General features: G+C 65.2%; 19 protein-coding genes and 2 pseudogenes. 19 read left to right on the plus strand and 2 right to left on the minus strand.

The window, feature by feature from the left end:
• The first annotated feature begins 19 nt into the window (after positions 1-19).
• The 8 genes and pseudogenes from paaB (at position 20) to paaZ (ending at position 8,052) form a co-directional block, all read left to right on the plus strand.
• Complete coding sequence (gene paaB / locus V0R62_RS02575) at positions 20-301, plus strand: 1,2-phenylacetyl-CoA epoxidase subunit PaaB (protein WP_011533969.1); 282 nt, start codon at positions 20-22, stop codon at positions 299-301.
• Between the two features lie 8 nt (positions 302-309).
• Positions 310-1,068, plus strand: a complete 759-nt coding sequence (gene paaC, locus V0R62_RS02580) for a 1,2-phenylacetyl-CoA epoxidase subunit PaaC (RefSeq protein ID WP_330102600.1) — start codon at positions 310-312, stop codon at positions 1,066-1,068.
• A complete protein-coding gene (gene paaD / locus V0R62_RS02585; protein WP_330102601.1) occupies positions 1,055-1,579 on the plus strand; it encodes a 1,2-phenylacetyl-CoA epoxidase subunit PaaD in 525 nt (174 codons plus the stop codon). The genes paaC and paaD overlap by 14 nt, the downstream gene beginning before the upstream one ends.
• A 15-nt stretch (positions 1,580-1,594) precedes the next feature.
• A complete protein-coding gene (gene paaE, locus V0R62_RS02590; protein ID WP_050705729.1) occupies positions 1,595-2,671 on the plus strand; it encodes a 1,2-phenylacetyl-CoA epoxidase subunit PaaE in 1,077 nt (358 codons plus the stop codon).
• A 171-nt stretch (positions 2,672-2,842) separates the two neighbouring features.
• Entirely contained in the window at positions 2,843-3,151 is a 309-nt protein-coding gene (locus tag V0R62_RS02595) for a DUF485 domain-containing protein (RefSeq protein ID WP_084942259.1), read from the plus strand.
• A pseudogene (locus V0R62_RS02600) lies at positions 3,142-4,710 on the plus strand (cation acetate symporter); the annotation flags it as partial. The gene V0R62_RS02595 and the pseudogene V0R62_RS02600, both read left to right, overlap by 10 nt.
• Positions 4,711-4,745: 35 nt before the next feature.
• The gene (locus V0R62_RS02605; RefSeq protein ID WP_330102603.1) at positions 4,746-5,978 is read left to right on the plus strand and encodes an OprD family porin; all 1,233 of its coding nucleotides are present in this window, start codon (positions 4,746-4,748) and stop codon (positions 5,976-5,978) included.
• A 25-nt stretch (positions 5,979-6,003) separates the two neighbouring features.
• The gene (paaZ, locus tag V0R62_RS02610) at positions 6,004-8,052 is read left to right on the plus strand and encodes a phenylacetic acid degradation bifunctional protein PaaZ (protein ID WP_330102604.1); all 2,049 of its coding nucleotides are present in this window, start codon (positions 6,004-6,006) and stop codon (positions 8,050-8,052) included.
• 60 nt (positions 8,053-8,112) lie between these two features.
• Here the strand turns inward: paaZ and V0R62_RS02615 are convergent, their stop codons facing one another.
• Positions 8,113-8,529 (minus strand): DUF1294 domain-containing protein, encoded by a 417-nt coding sequence (locus tag V0R62_RS02615; RefSeq protein ID WP_330102605.1) that lies wholly within the window; start codon positions 8,527-8,529, stop codon positions 8,113-8,115.
• Between the two features lies 1 nt (position 8,530).
• Positions 8,531-9,361, minus strand: coding sequence for an undecaprenyl-diphosphate phosphatase (locus V0R62_RS02620; RefSeq protein WP_330102606.1), 831 nt, complete (start codon positions 9,359-9,361; stop codon positions 8,531-8,533).
• 390 nt (positions 9,362-9,751) lie between these two features.
• On the opposite strand from V0R62_RS02620, the pseudogene V0R62_RS26710 reads away from it, so the two are divergent.
• The 11 genes and pseudogenes from V0R62_RS26710 to V0R62_RS02670 form a co-directional block, all read left to right on the plus strand.
• Positions 9,752-10,423 (plus strand): annotated as a pseudogene (locus V0R62_RS26710) (cache domain-containing protein); the annotation flags it as partial.
• 138 nt (positions 10,424-10,561) lie between these two features.
• Complete coding sequence (locus V0R62_RS26715; RefSeq protein WP_371877800.1) at positions 10,562-11,296, plus strand: methyl-accepting chemotaxis protein; 735 nt, start codon at positions 10,562-10,564, stop codon at positions 11,294-11,296.
• A 98-nt stretch (positions 11,297-11,394) separates the two neighbouring features.
• Entirely contained in the window at positions 11,395-11,961 is a 567-nt protein-coding gene (gene pnuC / locus V0R62_RS02630) for a nicotinamide riboside transporter PnuC (RefSeq protein ID WP_028691553.1), read from the plus strand.
• A complete protein-coding gene (locus V0R62_RS02635; RefSeq protein WP_330102608.1) occupies positions 11,958-12,509 on the plus strand; it encodes an AAA family ATPase in 552 nt (183 codons plus the stop codon). Before pnuC ends, V0R62_RS02635 begins: the two co-directional genes overlap by 4 nt.
• 298 nt (positions 12,510-12,807) lie before the next feature.
• Complete coding sequence (locus V0R62_RS02640; RefSeq protein WP_330102609.1) at positions 12,808-13,251, plus strand: hypothetical protein; 444 nt, start codon at positions 12,808-12,810, stop codon at positions 13,249-13,251.
• Between the two features lies 1 nt (position 13,252).
• Positions 13,253-13,825, plus strand: a complete 573-nt coding sequence (locus tag V0R62_RS02645) for an adhesin (RefSeq protein WP_330102610.1) — start codon at positions 13,253-13,255, stop codon at positions 13,823-13,825.
• Positions 13,826-13,877: 52 nt separating this feature from the next.
• Positions 13,878-15,191, plus strand: coding sequence for a heme utilization protein (locus tag V0R62_RS02650; protein ID WP_330102611.1), 1,314 nt, complete (start codon positions 13,878-13,880; stop codon positions 15,189-15,191).
• Between the two features lie 64 nt (positions 15,192-15,255).
• Entirely contained in the window at positions 15,256-15,936 is a 681-nt protein-coding gene (locus V0R62_RS02655; protein WP_330102612.1) for a C39 family peptidase, read from the plus strand.
• 33 nt (positions 15,937-15,969) lie between these two features.
• On the plus strand, positions 15,970-16,707 hold the full coding sequence (locus V0R62_RS02660; protein WP_330102613.1) for a hypothetical protein: 738 nt from the start codon (positions 15,970-15,972) through the stop codon (positions 16,705-16,707).
• A 46-nt stretch (positions 16,708-16,753) separates the two neighbouring features.
• A complete protein-coding gene (locus V0R62_RS02665; protein WP_330102614.1) occupies positions 16,754-18,034 on the plus strand; it encodes a hypothetical protein in 1,281 nt (426 codons plus the stop codon).
• Positions 18,035-18,163: 129 nt separating this feature from the next.
• The gene (locus V0R62_RS02670; protein WP_330102615.1) at positions 18,164-20,359 is read left to right on the plus strand and encodes an LTA synthase family protein; all 2,196 of its coding nucleotides are present in this window, start codon (positions 18,164-18,166) and stop codon (positions 20,357-20,359) included.
• Positions 20,360-20,437 lie beyond the last annotated feature (78 nt).

The following is a 20,437-nucleotide window of genomic DNA, read 5'->3' on the forward strand; positions in this document are numbered from 1 at the left end:
ATGATGCGGAGATACCCCAATGTCTGTCTGGACTCTGTTCGAAGTCTTCGTGCGCAGCAAGCACGGCCTGAACCACAAGCACGTCGGCAGCGTGCACGCCGCCGACGCCGCCATGGCCATCGAGAATGCCCGCGAGCTGTACACCCGCCGCAGCGAGGGGGTGAGCCTGTGGGTGGTGCCCTCGGCGCTGATCACCGCCTCCTCCCCCGACGAGAAGGACCCGCTGTTCGCCCCGGCGGATGACAAGGTCTATCGCCACGCCAGCTTCTACGAGCTGCCGGCCGAAGTCGGACACATGTGAGGCGCGCCATGCACAAGCAAGCACTGATTCAATACCTGCTGCTGCTCGGCGACAGCGCCCTGGTCCAGGGCCAGCGCCTGTGCGAGTGGTGCGGCAAGGCCCCGGCGCTGGAGGAAGAACTGGCGCTGATGAACGTCGGCCTCGACCTGGTCGGCCAGGCCCGCAACTGGCTGGACTATGCCGCCGAACTGCAGGACGACGGCCATGACGCCGACGCCCTGGCCTTCCGTCGCGACGAGCGTGCCTATCGCAACCTGCTGCTGGTCGAGCAGCCCAACGGCGACTACGCCGTGACGATGCTCAAACAGTTCCTCTACGACGCCTGGCACCACGCCATGCTCGATGGCTTGAGTGCCTCGGGCGATGAGCGTATCGCCGGCATCGCCGCCAAGGCCCTGAAGGAGGTGACCTACCACCTGCGCCGCTCCGGCGAATGGGTGCAGCGCCTCGGCGGCGGCACCGAGGAAAGCCGCCGGCGCATGCTCGACGCCATCCCCGTGCTGTGGCGCTTCACCGTCGAGCTGACGGTCACCGGCGACAGCGAAGTGCAACTGGCCCAGGCCGGCATCGCCGCCGACCCGACGCAAGTCGCCCAGCGCTGGCACGCCACGGTGGAAGCGATCTTCGCCTCGGTCGAGCTGCCGCTGCCCAAAGCCGCCAGCCACTTCTACCTGGACGGGCGCAAGGGCCTGCACACCGAACACCTGGGCCTGCTGCTGGCCGAGATGCAGTTCTTGCCGCGAGCCTACCCCGATGCGACCTGGTGAGCTGATCGCGGGTGACCGCGGCGCCCGCGCCCTGCGCGACAGCGACCTGGCCCAGGCCTGGGCGGTGCTGGCCGAGGTGATGGACCCGGAGGTGCCGGTGGTCAGCGTGATCGACCTAGGGATAGTCCGCGATCTCGACTGGCGCGCCGGCCACCTGCACCTGGTGGTCACCCCGACCTACTCCGGCTGTCCGGCCACCGAGGTAATCGAGGGCGATATCCGCCAGGCCCTGGAACAGGCCGGGTTCGCCGAGCCCGCGCTGGAGCGCAGGCTTACCCCGGCCTGGAGCACCGACTGGATCAGCGACCAGGGCCGCGAGCGCCTGCGCGCCTACGGCATCGCACCACCCGCCGGCAGTGCCAGCCTGCGCGGGGCCTCGCCCACGGTGTGCTGCCCGCAATGCGCAAGCAGCGATACCGAACTGCTCAGCCAGTTCGGCTCCACCGCCTGCAAGGCCCTGTACCGCTGCCGTGCGTGCCTGGAACCGTTCGACTATTTCAAATGCCTTTGAGCCGTGGAGAACGCCATGAGCCAGTTTCACAGCCTGACCGTCCGGCAAGTGCGCCAGGAGACCCGCGACGCGGTGTCCATCGCCTTCGACGTGCCCGCGCACCTGCGCGATGAGTTCCGTTTCACCCAGGGCCAGTACCTGGTCATGCGCACCCGACTGGATGACGAAGAGGTGCGCCGCTCCTACTCGATCTGCAGCGCGGTGCAGGACGGCGAATTGCGCGTGGCGGTCAAACGCGTGCCGGGCGGTCGTTTCTCGGCCTTCGCCAACGAAGTGCTCAAGGCCGGCCAGCAGTTGGAGGTGATGCCGCCGTCGGGCAGCTTCTTCGTGCCGCTGGACCCGGCGCGCCGGGGTCACTACCTGGGCGTGGCCGCCGGCAGCGGCATCACCCCGATCCTGTCGCTGGTCGCCACCACATTGGCCTGCGAACCCCACAGCCGCTTCACCTTGCTGTACGGCAACCGCGCCAGCAACAGCGCGCTGTTCCGTGATCGCCTGGAAGACCTGAAGAACCAGTACCTCGACCGCCTCAACCTGATCTTCGTGTTCAGCCGCGAGCAGCAGGACGTCGACCTGTACAACGGCCGCATCGACGCCGACAAGTGCGGCCAGCTGTTCGCCCGCTGGCTCGACGTGCAGTCACTCGACGCGGCGTTCATCTGCGGCCCGCAGGCGATGACCGAGACCGTGCGCGACAGCCTGCAGGCCAACGGCCTGGCCAGGGAACGCATCCACTTCGAACTATTCGCCGCCGCCGGTGGCGAGGCCCGTCGTGAAGCCCGCGAGGCGGCGCGCCAGGTGGATTCGGCGGTCAGCCACGTCACCGTGATCAGCGACGGCCGCGCCCTGGCCTTCGACCTGCCGCGCAACACCCGCAGCGTGCTCGAGGCCGGCAACGCCATCGGCGCCGAGCTGCCCTGGTCGTGCAAGGCCGGGGTGTGCTCGACCTGCAAGTGCAAGGTGATCGAGGGCGAGGTGGAAATGGACAGCAACCATGCCCTGGAGGACTACGAAGTGGCGGCCGGGTATGTGCTGTCGTGCCAGACCTACCCGCTGAGCGACAAGGTGGTGCTCGATTTCGATCAGCTCTAGCACCGCGTCGCCTGCTTCGCGGGTAAACCCGCTCCCACAGGTAAGTCGGTGCCCTCAAGATCCGCGCCATCCCTGTGGGAGCGGGTTTACCCGCGAAGAAGCCAACACCGATACCAGCAACACCCGCGTGACCTGAAAAAACAATTACAACAGCCAGAGAGAACGCTCCCCATGACACCCGAACACCTCGAATCCATCAGCAAGCACCCCGCCTTCGTGCAACTGATCCAGCGCAAGCGCCGCCTAAACGGCACACTGACCCTGACCATGCTCGTCGCCTACTACGGCTTCGTCCTGCTGGTGGCCTTCGCCCCCGGCGTGCTCGGCCAGTCACTCAGCGGCGGCGTGACCAGCGTCGGCATGCTGGTGGGCGTGCTGATGGTGCTGCTGTCCTTCGCCCTCACCGGCGTCTACATGCACCGCGCCAACCGCGTCATCGACCCGCTCAACGAAGTGGTCAAGCAGGAGTGCGCACGATGAACTGGACCGCCATCTCGATGTTCCTGGTGTTCGTCGGTTTCACCCTGCTGGTGACCCGCTGGGCCGCCCTGCGCACCCGCTCGGCCAGCGACTTCTACACCGCCGGCGGCGGCCTGACCGGCATGCAGAACGGCCTGGCGATCGCCGGCGACATGATCAGCGCCGCGTCCTTCCTCGGCATCTCGGCAATGATGTTCATGAACGGCTACGACGGCCTGCTCTATGCCCTGGGCGTGCTGGCCGGCTGGCCGATCATCCTGTTCCTGATCGCCGAGCGTCTGCGCAACCTGGGCAAGTACACCTTCGCCGACGTGGTTTCCTACCGCCTGGCCCAGGCCCCGGTGCGCCTGACCTCGGCGTTCGGCACCCTGGCCGTGGCGCTGATGTACCTGGTGGCGCAGATGGTCGGCGCCGGCAAGCTGATCGAGCTGCTGTTCGGCATCAGCTACCTGTACGCGGTGATGCTGGTGGGCGTGCTGATGGTGCTGTACGTCACCTTCGGCGGCATGCTCGCCACCACCTGGGTGCAGATCATCAAGGCGGTGATGCTGCTGTCGGGCACCACCTTCATGGCCTTCATGGTGCTCAGGCACTTCGGCTTCAGCACCGAGGCGATGTTCGCCAGCGCCGTGGCCGTGCACGCCAAGGGCCAGGCGATCATGGCGCCGGGGGCGCTGCTGTCCAACCCGGTGGACGCCATCTCCCTGGGCCTGGGCATGATGTTCGGCACGGCCGGCCTGCCGCATATCCTCATGCGTTTCTTCACCGTCAGCGACGCCAAGGAAGCGCGCAAGAGCGTGTTCTACGCCACCGGCTTCATCGGCTACTTCTACCTGCTGCTGATCGTCATCGGCTTCGGCGCCATCGTCATGGTCGGCACCGAGCCGTCCTACCGCGACGCCAGCGGTGCGATCATCGGCGGCGGCAACATGGTCGCGGTGCACCTGGCCCAGGCCGTGGGCGGCAACCTGTTCCTCGGCTTCATCTCGGCGGTGGCCTTCGCCACCATCCTCGCCGTTGTGGCGGGCCTGGCGCTGTCCGGCGCCTCGGCGGTGTCCCACGACCTGTACGCCTGCGTGGTGCGCAAGGGCCAGGCCAGCGAGCAGCAAGAGATCCGCGTCTCGCGCCTCGCCACCCTGGGGATCGGCCTGTTCGCGGTGCTGCTGGGGTTGCTGTTCGAGTCGCAGAACATCGCCTTCCTCTCCGGCCTGGTGCTGGCGGTGGCCGCCTCGGTCAACTTCCCGGTGCTGCTGCTCTCGATGTTCTGGAAAGGTCTGACCACCCGCGGCGCGGTGTGCGGCAGCCTGGCCGGGCTGGTCTCGGCCATCGTCCTGGTGGTGCTGGGCCCGGCGGTATGGGTCAACGTGCTGCACAACGAGCGGGCGCTGTTCCCCTACAGCAACCCGGCGCTGTTCTCCATGTCGCTGGCCTTCCTAGCGGCCTGGGCCTTCTCGGTAACCGACGGCTCGCAGCGGGCGCGCGAAGAACGTGGGCGCTATCTGGCCCAGTTCATCCGCTCGATGACCGGTATCGGCGCGGCCGGCGCCAGCAAGCACTGACTTCAAGAACAATAACAATGTCGGGTACAACAACAATGAACCGCACGCACCTCAAGTCAGCCGCCTGGCTGGCCACCCTCGCCCTGCCCTTGCCGGCCATGGCGGACTTTGTCGCTGACAGCCACGCACGCCTCGAACTGCGCAACCACTACATCAACCGCGACTTCCGCCAGAGCAACGCGCCGCAGAGCAAGGCCGAGGAATGGGGCCAGGGCTTCACCGCCCGCTTCGAATCGGGTTTCACCGAGGGGCCGGTCGGTGTCGGGGTGGACGCCATGGGCCAATTGGGCATCAAGCTCGACTCCAGCCGCGACCGGCGCAACACCGGCCTGCTGCCCTACGGACCGCGCAGCCTGGAGCCGGTGGACGACTACAGCGAGCTGGGCCTGACCGGCAAGCTGCGGGTCTCCAAGAGCACCCTGCGCCTGGGGACCTTGCAGCCGATCCTGCCGGTGGTGGTGTACAACGACACCCGCCTGCTGGCCTCGACCTTCCAGGGCGGCCTGCTGACCAGCCAGGAGCTGGACGGCCTGACCTTCAACGGCGGCCGCCTGACCAAGGCCAACCTGCGCGACTCCTCCGGGCGCGACGACATCGGCTACGGCGCCGCCAGCAGCGACCACTTCGACTTCGGCGGCGGCAGCTACGCCATCACCCCGCAGACCAGCGTCAGCTACTACTACGCCAAGCTCGAGGACATCTACCGCCAGCAGTATGTGGGCTTGCTGCACACCCAGCCCCTGGCCGAAGGCGTCAGCCTGCGCGGCGACCTGCGCTATTTCGACAGCCGCGGCGACGGCGCCGAGCGTGCCGGGCGCATCGACAACCGCAACTTCAACGCCATGTTCACCCTGGGCGTGAAGGCCCACAAGTTCACCGCCACCTGGCAGCAGATGTCCGGCGACAGCGCCTTCCCGTTCCTCAATGGCGGCGATCCGTACACCGTCAACCTGGTCACCTACAACACCTTCACCCGCGCCGGGCTCGACTCCTGGCAACTGCGCTACGACTACGACTTCGTCGCCCTGGGCATCCCCGGGCTGAGCTTCATGACCCGCTACACCGACGGCCGTCACGCCGAAACCGCCACGCTCAGCAATGGCCGCGAGCGCGAGCGCGACACCGACATCACCTACGTCATCCAGAGCGGCCCGTTCAAGGACGTCAGCCTGCGCTGGCGCAACGTCACCTTCCGTTCCGGCAACGGCCTGACCAACGCCGTGGACGAGAACCGCCTGATCATCGGCTACACCGTGGCGCTCTGGTAACCGCGCCCCTTCAAAGGAGAACAGCATGTCCGCCGCCCCTACCCTGCAAAGCTTCATCGCCGGCCGCTGGATCGGCCAGCACGGCGCCCAGGCCCTGCGCAGCGCCCTCGACGGCCACGTCCTGGCCTACAGCCACGAAGAGCGCCCGGACTTCGCCGAGGCCGTGGATTTCGCCCGGGCCCAGGGCCTCAAGCAGCTGCTGGCCATGGATTTCCAGCAGCGCGCCGCCCGGCTCAAGGCCCTGGCGCTGTACCTGGCCGAGCGCAAGGAGCAGCTCTACGCCCTGTCCCACCATTCCGGCGCCACCCGTGCCGACAGCTGGATCGACATCGAGGGCGGCAACGCCACGCTGTTCGCCTACTCCAGCATGGGCCGGCGCGAGCTGCCGTCGGGCAACCTGGTGCATGAAGGACCAGCGATCCCGTTGGGCAAGCAAGGCCATTTCGCCGGCAGCCATATCCTGGTGCCGCGCACCGGGGTGGCCGTGCATATCAACGCCTTCAACTTCCCGATCTGGGGCATGCTGGAGAAGTTCGCCCCGACCTTCCTCGCCGGCATGCCGTGCATCGTCAAGCCCGCCACCTCGACCAGCTACCTGACCGAAGCCGTGGTGCGCCTGATGAATGAATCGGGTCTGCTGCCGGCCGGCAGCCTGCAACTGGTGATCGGCAGCACGGGCGATCTGCTCGACCGTCTGCAGGGCCAGGACGTGGTGACTTTCACCGGTTCCGCCGACACAGCGGCCAAGCTGCGCGTGACCCCGAACCTGATCCGCCATTCGGTGCCCTTCACCGCCGAGGCCGACTCGCTGAACTGCGCCATCCTTGGCCCGGACGTCAGCCCCGACAGCGAGGAGTTCGAGCTGTACATCAAGGAAGTGGCGCGGGAGATGACCACCAAGGCCGGGCAGAAATGCACGGCGATCCGCCGCGCCATCGTCCCGGCCAGGCACCTCGACGCGGTGGCCACCCGCCTGCGCGAGCGCCTGCGCAAGGTGGTGGTGGGCGATCCTGCGGTCGAGGGCGTGCGCATGGGCGCGCTGGCCTCTCACGACCAGCAGCGCGATGTCGGCGACCGCGTGCGCCAATTGCTGGACAGCTGCGAGCAGTTGCTGGGGGCCGGTGACGGTTTCACTCCGGTCGGCGACGGCGTGGCCGAGGGCGCGTTCTTCGCCCCGACCCTGCTATTGGCCCGCGACCCACACGCTGAGGGCGGCGCCCATGACATCGAGGCGTTCGGCCCGGTAAGCACGCTGATGGCCTACGACGACCTCGACGAAGCCCTGACCCTGGCCGCCCGCGGCAAGGGCAGCCTGGTGGCATCGCTGGTGACCGCCGACCGCGCCGTGGCGGCCAAGGCCATCCCGGTGGCGGCGGCCTGGCACGGGCGGCTGCTGGTGCTCGACAGCGAGGCGGCCAAGGAATCCACCGGCCATGGCTCGCCATTGCCGCAGCTCAAGCATGGCGGCCCCGGCCGTGCGGGCGGCGGCGAGGAGCTGGGTGGCCTGCGCGCGGTCAAGCACTACCTGCAACGTGCCGCCGTACAGGGCTCGCCAAGCATGCTGATGGCAGTGACCGGCGAATACGTGCGCGGCGCCGAGGTAGTCGAGACCGAGGTGCACCCGTTCCGTCGCCATTTCGACGACCTGCGCATCGGCGAGTCGCTGCTGACCCACCGTCGCACCGTGACCGAGGCCGACCTGGTGAACTTCGGCTGCCTGTCGGGCGATCACTTCTACATGCACTTCGACGAAATCGCGGCGAAGCAGTCGCAGTTCGGCAAGCGCATTGCCCACGGTTACTTCGTGCTGTCAGCGGCCGCCGGGTTGTTCGTCAGCCCGGGCGAAGGGCCAGTGCTGGCCAACTATGGCCTGGACACGCTGCGCTTCATCACCCCGGTGGGGATCGGCGACACCATCCAGGCGCGGTTGACCTGCAAGCGCAAGATCGACCAGGGCAAGACCAGCCCGCAAGGGCAAGCTCAGGGGGTGGTGGCCTGGGATGTTGAGGTGACCAACCAGCTGGGTGAGCTGGTGGCCAGTTATGACATTCTGACCTTGGTGCTCAAGCGCTGAACCGGTCTTCGTTCCGTCATTTACGGCGCCGGAACCTGGAAAACCAGATCAGGCGCCGACTCAGATCACCGCGCGTAAACGTCCTGCCAGGAACAGATAGTCAATCCAGAACACCTGGTGCGCCAGCACAATCCCCCAGAATACCAGCTGGTAGGCCACCTTCCGGGTCTTGTGCCGAAACAGCTGCTGCGCCAGCAACGCCCCCGGCCACCCCCCCAGCAGCTCGCTGGCATGCAGCACCTTTTCTGGCGTACGCCAGGCCTGGGTCCGCGCCTGCTGCTTGTCCTGCCAGTACAACAGCAGGCTGATCAGGCTCACCAGCGGGTACATGGCCAGCGCCAGCCAGGTCTCACCGCTCAGCCCCATTCGCAGGCCACCAACCACCGGCAACAGGCAAAGCACCACCAGTACCAGCCATTTCAGGCGTGCATTGCGCACGCCCTCCTCGCGCCAAGGCGCACGCTGCGCACGGGCCATGTCAACCGTGCGCCGTCGACCAGTCGACCCAACCGAACTCCCAGGTCGCCAGGATCAGCAGGCCAAAGGCAATCCGGTACCAGGCGAACACCGCGTAGCTGTGATTGGCGATGAACTTGAGCAGCCCGCGCACGGCGATCATGGCGAAGATGAACGACACCACGAAACCGAGGGCGAACACCGGCAGGTCGCCCGGCTGGAACAGCTCACGGTACTTGTAGCCCGAGTACACCGCCGCGCCGACCATGGTCGGCATGGCCAGAAAGAACGAGAACTCGGTGGCCGCCTTGCGCGACAGGCCGAACAGCAGACCGCCGATGATGGTCGAGCCGGAACGCGAGGTGCCCGGGATCATCGCCAGGCACTGGACGAAACCGATCTTCAGCGCATGACTCCAGCGCATGTCATCGACATGGTCGACCTCCACCCGGTGCTGGCGACGCTCGGCCCACAACATGATCACCCCACCCACCACCAGCGCGGCAGCGACGGTGACGGGGTTGAACAGGTACTCGTGGATCAGGTCGGCGAACAGCACGCCCAGCACTACCGCCGGGAAGAACGCGATCAGCAGGTTGGCGGTGAAACGCCGTGCCGGTACCTGCGTGGGTAGTCCCAGCACCACGTCGAAGATCTTGCGCCGGAACTCCCACACCACCGCCAGGATGGCACCCAGCTGGATGATGATGTTGAACGCCATGGCGCGTTCGCCGCCAAAGCCGATCAGGTCGGCGACGATGATCTGGTGCCCGGTGCTCGAAATGGGCAGGAACTCCGTCAGCCCCTCGACCACGCCCAAGATGATTGCCTGCAAGGCACTCCAAAAGTCCATCCTTCCCCCAAGTGCGACGCTGCGCGTGGCAGGCCGCTTGTTTTGATTGACTCAATGATGCCGCACGCGGCGCGTGCTTTTTACAGTGACAGTAGCAGCCAAAGCCAGCTGAAAAACCCAGTTGCCTAAAGGTTTCATCTGGCGCGGCCGAAATCCTAGCAGAGCCTGTGTTTCAAGGCTTGCGTTACCTGCTGCAGAGGATGTCAAGAACGACTCATTAGCCGTTGGTCGAGTGGGGGCCAGCGGCAAAGCATGCTTGGATGCCCTGGATAAAAAGAACAAAGACTGGAGTAACGCATCATGAAGACCCTGAGGTCGATGTCGATCAGCCGCCGTCTGTGGCTGATCCTGCTGGTGGCCGTGGCCATGCTGCTGGTGCTGGGCTTGCTGATGCTGCGCCAGCTCCACGGCGACCTGTACCAGGCCAAGGCCGAAAAGACCCGCCACGTGGTGCAGACCGCCGCCGGCATCCTGACGTATTACCAGGGCCTGGAGGCCGCCGGCACGCTCACCCGCGAAGCTGCGCAGCAGCAAGCCCTGCAAGTGGTGCGCGGGCTGCGCTACGACCAGAACGACTATTTCTGGATCAACGACCTGCAACCGAAGATGGTCATGCACCCGGCCAACCCTAAACTCGATGGCCAGGATCTCTCCGCAATCCGCGACCCGGATGGCTTTGCCGTGTTCAACGAGATGGTCGCCCTGGCCCGCAGCCAGGGCGCGGGGCCGGTCGACTATCGCTGGCCCAAGCCCGGTGCCAGCGAACCGGTGGAGAAAACGTCCTATATCCAGCTGTTCAAGCCCTGGGGCTGGATCATTGGTTCGGGCGTGTACGTCGACGACGTACAGGCCGAGTTCGCCCGCCAACTGCGCGATGCCTCGCTGCTGGGCCTGGGCATCGCCCTGCTGATGGCCCTGCTGGTGATGCTGATCGCCCGCAGCATCGCCCGCCCGCTGCAGGAGGCGGTACAGGCCATGGGCACCATCGCCAGTGGCGAAAGCGATCTGACCCGACGCCTGGACACCCATGGCCGTGATGAAATCACCCACCTGGGCGAGCACTTCAACCGCTTCAACGGCAAGCTGCAGGGCGTGATCGGCCAGTTGCAGGGCGCAGCCCATGCCCTGGCCGAATCGGCCGGCCATGTCGGCGACAACGCAGGCGCGGCCCAGGCCCGCAGCACCCAGCAATCGCTGCAGATGGACCAGGTGGCCACCGCCATCAACGAGGTCTCCTACGCCGTGCACGACGTGGCCAAGCACGCCGAACAGGCCTCCAGCGAGATGCGCAACGCCCAGACCCAGGTCGGCCATGGCCAGCAGGCGATCCACGGCAGCCTGCAGCAGATCGACCGGCTCTCGGCGACCATCGAGCAGGCGGTGCAGGTGATCCGCGAGCTGGCCAGCCACAGCACCAAGATCGGCGGCGTGCTCGAGGTGATCCGCTCGATCGCCGAGCAGACCAACCTGCTCGCCCTCAACGCCGCCATCGAAGCCGCCCGCGCCGGTGAACAGGGCCGAGGTTTCGCCGTGGTCGCCGATGAAGTGCGCCTGCTGGCCCAGCGCACCGCCCAGTCGACCGCCGAGATCCAGACCATGATCGAGCACCTGCAGGGCCAGTCCGAGGCCGCGGTACGGGCCATCGACACCAGCAGCGAAGCCTCGCGCCAGACTGTCGAGCAGGCCCGCGAGGCCGGCAGCAGCCTGGATGCCATCAGCCAGGCGCTGGGCAACCTGGGCGCGCTCAACGCCTCGATCGCCAGTGCCACTCTGCAGCAGTCCCATGTGGTCGAGGAGATCAACCGCAACGTCACCGAAACCGCCGACCTGTCGCAGCAGACCGCCGAGGCCGCGCGCCAGTCCAGCGACGCCGGAGTGGCCCTGGCGCGGCTGAGCGAGGAGCTGGAACAACTGCTGCGCCAGTTCAGGGTCTAGCGACGACGAGCCGCGGACGGATCCGATTCCGCCCGCGGCTTGAAGCGTGCCGCTCGAAGCGGTTAGCATCCCGCTCTTTCCCCGCCCAAGGATCGCCGATGTCCGGCCTCGAACTCTTCGCCGCCGCGCTCGGCGTCATCGCCGTCTGGCTCACTGTCAAGCAGAACCCCTGGTGCTGGCCGATTGGCCTGGTGATGGTCGTGCTGTACAGCTGGATCTTCTACGAGGTGAAGCTGTACTCGGACATGCTCCTGCAGCTGGTCTACGCGGTGCTGCAGCTGTACGGCTGGTGGCAATGGACCCGACCTGACCGTATCGAGGACGCCCGCCAGGTGACCCGCCTGGCCCCCGCGCCGATGCTCAAGGGCCTGGCAGCCGGTCTGCTGGCCAGCCTGCTGCTGGGCGCGGGCATGGCTCACTGGACCGATGCCGCCCAACCCTGGCTGGACGCCGCCCTCACCGGGTTTAGCCTGGTGGCGCAACTGTGGATGGCGCAGAAACGCCTGCAGTGCTGGGCATTGTGGGTGGTGGTGGACGTGATCTTCGTCGGCCTGTTCCTGTACAAGGGCCTGTACCTCACCGCCGCGCTCTACGCCCTGTTCACCCTGATCGCCGTGCGCGGCTGGCTGGAGTGGCGCCGCGATCCGGCGCTGGCAGCGGCATGAAGGTCCTGGTGTTGTGTGGCCCGGAGTCCAGCGGCAAGAGCTGGCTGAGCGGCGAAATCCAGACGCATTTCGGCGGCGTGCTGGTCGGTGAATATGTCCGCCACTTCATGGAATGTGAACAGCGCGACACCTGCTATGCCGACATTCCCACCATCGCCCGCGGTCAGCTGGCCTGGGAAGACCAGGGCCGAGAGCAAGCGCCGGAACTGCTGATTCTCGATACTCACCTGCTCAGCAACATCCTCTGGAGCCGGGCGCTGTTTGGCGACTGCCCTGCCTGGATCGAGGAGGCGCTGAAGGCGCGCCACTACGACCTGCACCTGCTGCTACGCCCCGAAGGCGTCGAATGGGTCGGTGATGGCCAACGCTGCCAGCCTCGCCTTGAGGAGCGCCAGGCGTTCTTCGACGATAGCCTGGCCTGGTTGCAACACCATCGGCAGAACGTGCAGGTCATCGACGGCGACTGGCCGCAACGCAGTGTCACGGTACTGGGCGCGGTGCAACGCTTGCTTGACGGAAAAGCCCCGGTTTTCCCCACTGAATGTTAGGCCGCTGATACACATCGAACGGCCATAGCCCCCGGATTTGCGCTTAATCCCACAGTTTCGGGGGCAGTGTCACACCGGTGATACACCTGCGCCGAATTCCCCTCGAAGCCCGGTATTGCAGGGTTTAACCCTTGCCTCACCGGGAATATGTCTCAGCACTGATACAACAATTCTCTGACGCACCAGCGCTTGCCACCCAAGATCCTGATTCTCAAGCAATAACCAAAACCGGCACAGCTTCTGCTCTCCTTCTGGCAACGCGGCCCCAGGCCCACACGCCGAAGAAGGAATTGCCATCGTGGGGAAACCAGAAAAAGGCAAGATCTGTCACCTCCTGCTGCTCGGTTGCGCTTTTGGGTCCAGTTTCAGCCTGCCCGTCCAGGCAGACAACGGCATCGTCGTGATCACCCGCGAAGTGCAGACGCGCAGCGCGATACGCGCTCCGGTAATGCCCGACCCCAATCCGGTCACCGTCAACACCAACCCGTCCGCGCACATCCTCAAGCAGACCAGTGAGCTGAGCGACGGCGACTTCGCCGGCATCACCAGCGGCGCCGGGATCAACTCGCTGATCACCCAGCAGACCAACACCATCGGCGCCAACATCGGCAACCAGACCCAGTTGCCCAACATCGCCGGCGGACGTGGCTCGGGCTCGGGCGGCAACGGCATCGCCAACATGGTCAACTCCAACGTCCAGCAAGGCCTGGGCGCGCTGAAAGTGCTCGGCGGAGGCCAATGACATGAGGCACTCGCTGCTGATCCTGGCCACGCTGTGCAGCGCGTCGGCTTTCGCCCAATCCCCCGTGATCAACAATGCCACCATCGACAGCTCCGGCGCGCAATACCAGGGCAACCTGGGCGTCAACCAGGCGGCCGGCGACCAGCAACAGCAGGTCAATGCCCGGGCCATCGCCATTGGTCACGATGCCAACGCCAGCACGCACATCCGTCAGCGCCTGCGCACCCAGGTCGATCCTTCGATGGACGCGCAGTCCAGCATCCAGGGCACGGCGTTCAGTCACGGCAACGGCATCCTCGGGGTCAACCAGAGCGCCGGCGCCAGCAACCAGCAAGCCAATGCACTGCGCATCAGCGTCAGTGCCCAACCGCAAAGCATCGACGACAGCGTCCTTCTGCAACAGAACGTGGCGCTGGTCAACAGCTCGGATCCAACTGCCCAGACACCCGGCCATCGCCAGGTCAGTACCAGCGACCAGGCATTCACCGGTAGCCGTGGCGTGGTGCAGTTGAATCAGAGTGCCGGGGTGGGAAACCGAACGGCCAACACCCTGAGCATCCGGGTCGCGGATTGACCCAAACAGGCAACAACAACACTTAACCTAAAATAAAGTACGGAGAACCACCATGAAACCCTCGATGGCACTCAAGCCTCTGGTTTTCGCAATCGCTGCGATCATGGCTGTGGCTGTACAAGCTGGGCAGAATGATCCGCGTGGCCATGGACACAACAATGGCCACGGCCACAACAACGGTCATCACACCCCTCCTCCTACCAAGATCCCGGTGTATGCCACCGCCAATGCCTGGGACAAGCAAAGCAGCACCAACAACCGCATCAGCAATGAAGGAACCATCAACGAAGCCGAAATGAGCAGCTCGGCCTCGGGCACCAGCGGCAACGTCGGTGTCAACGTGGCAGCCGGCGCCGGCAACCAGCAGGACAACGCCGCCGCCATCGCCAACGCCGGTGCCGATTCGAGCCTGGACAACAGCTTCGTGTTCGGCTCCGCCTCGGCCACCGCCGATGTGCGTCAGTACAGCAACAACAACAAGGTCAACAACTACGGCACCACCAACTCCGGCATCATGAGCGGCTCGGGCAACAACGGCAGCGGCAACATGGGCATCAACATTGCCGGCGGCGACCTGAACCAGCAGAAAAACACCATGGCCATTGCCAACTCCAATGCGCCACTGGGTAATGCCACCGCCACCGCCTCCGCCGACCAGAACGGCCCTGGCCTGGTCGTGAACAACAGCGCCGACCGCACCTACCGGGTCGATACGCTGACCTTCACCACCACCAAAAGTGGCAGCGCCTCCCACAACAAGGACTCCAGTTACAGCAAGGAAGGCAGCTCCTCGTCGAGCTGGGAGGCCGCCGGTGCCAACAGCTGGAGCGCCAGTGGCTCGAAGAGCTCGGACGCCAGCGGTTCGCGTAGCCATGAGTCGAGCTCCTCGGCCAGTGGTTCTCTGAGCGCTTCGCTGGATGCCTCGGCAAGCGGCAGTGTGACCCACTCCACCGACTATGGCCGCCACGAGCGCAGCCGCACCGACTCGTTCGATGCGTCGCTGAACGCCTCGATCGACGCTTCGTATGACAAGTCGCACGAGAAGTCTTCCAGCTCCTCGTTCGAGAAGGCTTACGACTCTTCGTTCGAGAAGGCCTACGACTCTTCGTACGAAAAATCGGGTAGCAAAGCCTCCGAGTACGCCAAATCCGGCTCGAAGAGCTTCAGCGAATCCAGCTCGTACGACCTGAGCAACACCGTGTCCTTCCAGGTGCTGACGCCTACCGGCTGGGCCAACCCTGTGACCAACACCGCCACCCTGAGTGGCTCGGTGAATGGCGGCAGCGGCAACCTCGGTGTCAACGTGGCCGCCGGTGTGGGCAACCAGCAGAGCAACTCGCTGGCCATCTCCAACACCTCGTTCTGACAGCTGTGACCTTGAGGCCCCCTTCGGGGGGCCTTTTCCTCAACAGGATCTGGGGGGCACGACCATGCGTATGATCGCCTTGGCGTTTTTGCTGTGCATGGCCAGTTACAGCGAAGCGGCGCAGATGCCGCTTTCGGTTTTGCCGGGGGGCGCGGTGATCTACAAGCCCATCCAGAGCATCCGCGAACGCAAGTTCGCCGACCTGGTGCAACAGAAGACCGATTTCAGTTGCGGCGCTGCGGCGCTGGCAACCATCCTGCGCCAGGCCTACTGGCTGGACGTGGACGAACACACGATCATCGAGGGCATGCTGGCCCACGCCGACCAGGACCTGGTCAAGGTGCAGGGCTTCTCCATGCTCGACATGAAACGCTACGTGGAAAGCCTCGGCATGCGTGCCCGCGGCTACCGGGTCGCCGCTGACACCCTGAGCAGCGTGCGCATTCCCGTGGTCGTGCTGATGGACATCCGTGGCTACAAGCACTTCGTGGTCCTGCAACGGGTCGACAAGGGCTGGGTCTACATCGGCGACCCGGTGCTCGGCCACAAACGCTACAAGGTCGAAGATTTCCTCAAGGGCTGGAACGGCATCATCTTCGCCGTGATCGGCCAGGGCTACGACAAGACCAATGCCTTGCTCGACCCGCCCCTGCCGCTGAGCGCCAAGGACCGCATCAATAACTTCACCCCGGTCAAGGACGCCGAACTGATGGATTTCGGCTTCATCCGCAGCGACTTCTTCTAACGATAATCGAGCGCGACGCGTCGGGAGCATCCCATGAAGACTCCAGCCTGGCTCACCCTGATCTGCCTGGCCACCGCCCTGCCCATCCAGGCAGAGACGTTCAAACCCATTGAACTGAAGGATCAGGAGTTGGCCAACCTGCGCGGTCGCTATGTACTGCCGGGGCGGATCATCAGCTTTGGCGTGGTCATGAGCAGCACCTGGCAGAACGCCAATGGCGATGTCATCGGCGCCAAGACCTCGATGCAGGTTCAGCAGTCGACCATCAAGCCGCAGTTCTACGTGTCCATGATCGACGAGAAAGGCAGCGGTTCGTCCAGTGCCAAGGGCACCGGCACCGTCACCGGTGGCGGCGGCCTGGACACCACTGTCGGCGTCACCCAGGTGGTGCGCGCGGCCGGTGATAACAACCTGGCCAACAACAACGTCGACATCAACGTCACCAAGGCCAACCAGGCCCCCGAGACGCCGCAGCAAGGCCAGGTGCTGGCTGCGGGCTCGACACTGGTCGGTAGCAACGCCGCAGGGACCCTGAGCGTCTCCGCGAGCGGTACCGGCGTGCAAATGAACGTCGTGGCGAGCAACAACCAGGGCAGTACCCTACAGCAGATCGCTCAGGGCGGGCTGATGCAGAACGCGACGCTGCTCGGCAGCGGCAACCAGGTCAGCAACCTGACCTCGCTCAATGTGGTATTGCGCGACAACGTGCCCGCCGCCGCGCTGAATGGCAATCTTGACCAGCTCAAAGGTCTTCGCGCCCTGGGATACTGATCTACGCTCAGTCTCATCGTATGTAGTCAGAAGGGACGGCTAACCCATGCAACGATCGTTGACGTTCAAAGCTGTGATCTGTTTGAGTACATTGGCCCCTGCGACAATGCTGAACGCAGCTCCGGACCCTCAGGTCGAGGCATTGAAGCAGGAATTACGCGAACTGAAGCAACGCTACGAAGCCCAGCAGAACGCCCTGATGGTGCTTGAACAGCGCGTGCGTCAGGTAGAGGAAACCCCGGCGGCCCCACCGCCCAAGCGCCTGACCAAGTCCCCCTCGTCACCGGCCAAAGGCGCACAGACCGTGGCCTCTGGCGCCCCGGGCAGCAGCGGCAGCTCCTATGGCCAGTCGCTGAAGGACGACTCGGAGCCCGCGCAAAGCGTTTCCAACCTGTATGACGAGGCCAGCGGCTTCTTCGGCGGCGGCAAGTTCAGCGTCGAGACCGGCATTACCTACACGCACTACGATACCCGCGCCCTGACGCTCAACGGTTTCCTCGCCCTCGACTCGATCTTCCTCGGCAACATCAACCTCGACCGGATCAAGGCGGATAACTGGACCCTGGACCTGACCGCCCGCTACAACATGGACCAACGCTGGCAGTTCGATATAAACGTACCCATCGTTTATCGCGAATCGACCTATTCCTCCGGCGGCGCCGGTGGTGCCGGCCCGGTCACCTCCGATGCGTCGGTCACCCGCGACCCGGCCATCGGCGACGTCAACGTCGGCGTGGCCTACAAGTTCCTCGACGAGTCGGAGAACTGGCCCGACGCGGTGTTCACCCTGCGCGTCAAGGCCCCCACCGGCAAGGACCCTTATGGCATCAAGCTGGTCGAGGACCCCACCAACAACAACCTGTCGGTGCCCGACAGCCTGCCGACCGGCAATGGGGTCTGGGCGATCACGCCCGGTATCTCGCTGGTCAAGACCTTCGACCCCGCCGTGCTGTTCGCCAGCCTGTCCTATACCTACAACATGCAGGATTCGTTCAGCGACATCAGTCCCCAGGTCAATAGCAAGGTCAAGGGTGATGTAAAACTGGGCGACTCCTGGCAGATCGGCGGCGGTATCGCCTTTGCCCTCAACGAACGCATGAGCATGTCGTTCTCGGTCACCGACCAGTTCGCCAGCAAGAGCAAGATCAAGCCGGACGGCGGCGACTGGCAGTCGATCACCAACAGCGACTACAACGCCGCCAACTTCAACATCGGCCTGACCTTCGCCGCCACCGACAACCTGACCATCGTCCCCAACCTGTCCATCGGGCTGACCGAGGACGCGCCGGACTTCTCGTTCAGCCTGAAATTCCCGTACTACTTCTGACCCTCCAGCCGGGCCCGATCCAGGGCCCGGGATTTGGTTACCGGTTTTGTAGCGACCGACTTTCCTGGCATCGGCCTGTTATCATCGCGCACAGTTTTGTGACGATTTAATGGCAATAAGGAAAGTTTCGTGAACAACCTGCTCGGTCACCCTCGCGCCCGCTTTGCCAGCCTGGCAATCCTGGTGCTGGTGATTCCCTTGACCGCGCGCGCCCTGCTGGGCTGGTCCAACCCCTTTGGCTACCTGTCCGACCTGGCCATCGGCAGCCTGCTGTTGCTGCTCGTCCACGGCCGCCCCTGGTGGCTGGCCCTGCCGCTGCTGTTGGCCTGGGGTGGCCTGTGGGTGGCCTCCGCCGAACTGGTCAGCGCCGTCGGCCGGCTGCCCACGGTCGACGACCTGACCTACCTGGTCGACCCGCAGTTCATGGAGAACTCCACCGCCGGTGCCCTGGCCCATGCCTGGCTGCCCGCCCTGCTGATCGTCGGTCTTGGTGCCTGGCTGGCGAGCGTATGGCGTTCCCCCGTCGGCACGCCATTGCCACGACGACTCTGGGCCGTGCCCCTGGCGCTGTTCGGCCTGCACTGGGGCGGCCAGCAACTGGCCCCCTCGGACGCCGACCAATGGCGCCAGTACGGCCTCACCCACCAGGCGCTGTCGGCAGCAATGGGCAAGCTCCAGCACCAGGCCCTGAGTGGCATGGGCCGGGAGCCGGCGGTCACGCCGCTGTCCAGCGCCGGCCTGACCCAGTCCGACCTCAATGGCGTCAAGCTGCTGGACGCCCCAGGCAAGGCGCGCAACCTGCTTATCATCACCGTCGAGGGCATCCCCGGCGCCTACCTGCGCCCGAACCGCGAGGCACTGGGCAGCCGCTTCCAGCAGGACCTGATGCCGCGACTCAGCCAGTGGGCCGAGCGCGGCATGAACACCCCCGACTATGTGCTGCACACCCACCAGACCATACGCGGCCTCTACGCGATGCTCTGCGGCGACTACGACAAACTGGCCAACGGCACGCCCAAGGGCGTCGAGCTGCTGACCCAGCAGCAACGCAACCAGGCGTGCCTGCCAGCCCAGCTGCGCGAGGCCGGTTTCGTCACCCACTACCTGCAGGGTGCCGGGCTGCGTTTCATGGCCAAGGACCGGATCATGCCGCACATCGGCTTCGACGCGGTGCATGGCCTGGAGTGGTTCGCCAACGACAACTACCTGGAATTCCCCTGGGGCAAGGACGACCGCGCCTTCTTCGAAGGTGCGCTCGACTACGTCGGCGAGCTGCGCAAGCAACCTCAGCCGTGGATGCTCACCCTGCTCACGGTCGGCACCCACCAGCCCTATTCGGCGCCCGACGCCTACCTGCAACGCTTCGATACACCCAAGCAAGCTGCAGTGGCCTACCTCGACGATGCCCTGGGCGGCTTCCTCGACAGCCTCGAGCGCCAGGGCGTGCTGCAAGACACCCTGGTGATCGTCACCTCGGACGAGTCACATGGCATCGATGGCGTGCGCCTGGCCTCGGCCTGGGGCTTCAACCTCACACTGGCGCCGGAACAGGCCCAGCTGCCCAGGCTCAAGCAGGGCACCTACGGCCACATCGACCTGAGCACCTCCCTGCTCGACTACTTCGCCCTGCCGATCCCGGCGGCCCTGGGCGGACGCTCGCTGTACCGCGATTACGACAGCGGCCGTGAGATGATCTCCTACACCAATGGCATGCTGCGCTACCACGACGGTCAGGGCACCTTCAGCGAGTGCGACTTCCAGCAACGCTGCCGACGCTATGCCAGTAGCGGGTTCATTGCCGACCAGGCCAAGTTCCTCGGCCGTGGCGACGACAGCCTCGGGCCGCAACTGAACCTGCTGGCCGCCAGCCTCGACCAATCCCTGCTGCAGACCCCGCTCAACCTGCGCTACCAGTTCGGTGGGCCCTCGCCTATCGCCTTGGCAGCGCGCATCAAGGATGACTGGGCGGACAACCTCATCGGCGCGCAGTACCTGGAGATGCCCGAAGGCTCCCGCACCCGTGTGCGCCTCAAGGTCCGAGCGTTGGATCCCCGGCATGCGGCCTATATCCGCCTCAAGGCGAAGGAGCTGGAGCAGGACGTGCAGCTCGGGCTGCCCGAAGAGATTCGGGTGACAGCCGACGAGCCGCTGGAAATGGAGTTCGACTTCGACAACCCCACCGTGCGCAAGGCGTTTTCCTTCCACTTGCTGGGGTATGGCGGTGGTGAGGTGGAAGTCAGTGACTTCAGCGTGATCACCGCGCTACCGGATGAGCCGGAGACGGTAGAGGAACTGGCGGATGGGCATCTTGCCCAGTCGAGTTGAGGGTTGGTTGTAACGGTCATCCCTTCAAGGATTTTGCATTTCTTGGGATATAACCGCTTCAATTCAAGATTGCCGGGG

It is taken from the genome of Pseudomonas carassii, assembly GCF_036324045.1.
Lineage (GTDB): Bacteria > Pseudomonadota > Gammaproteobacteria > Pseudomonadales > Pseudomonadaceae > Aquipseudomonas > Aquipseudomonas peradeniyensis.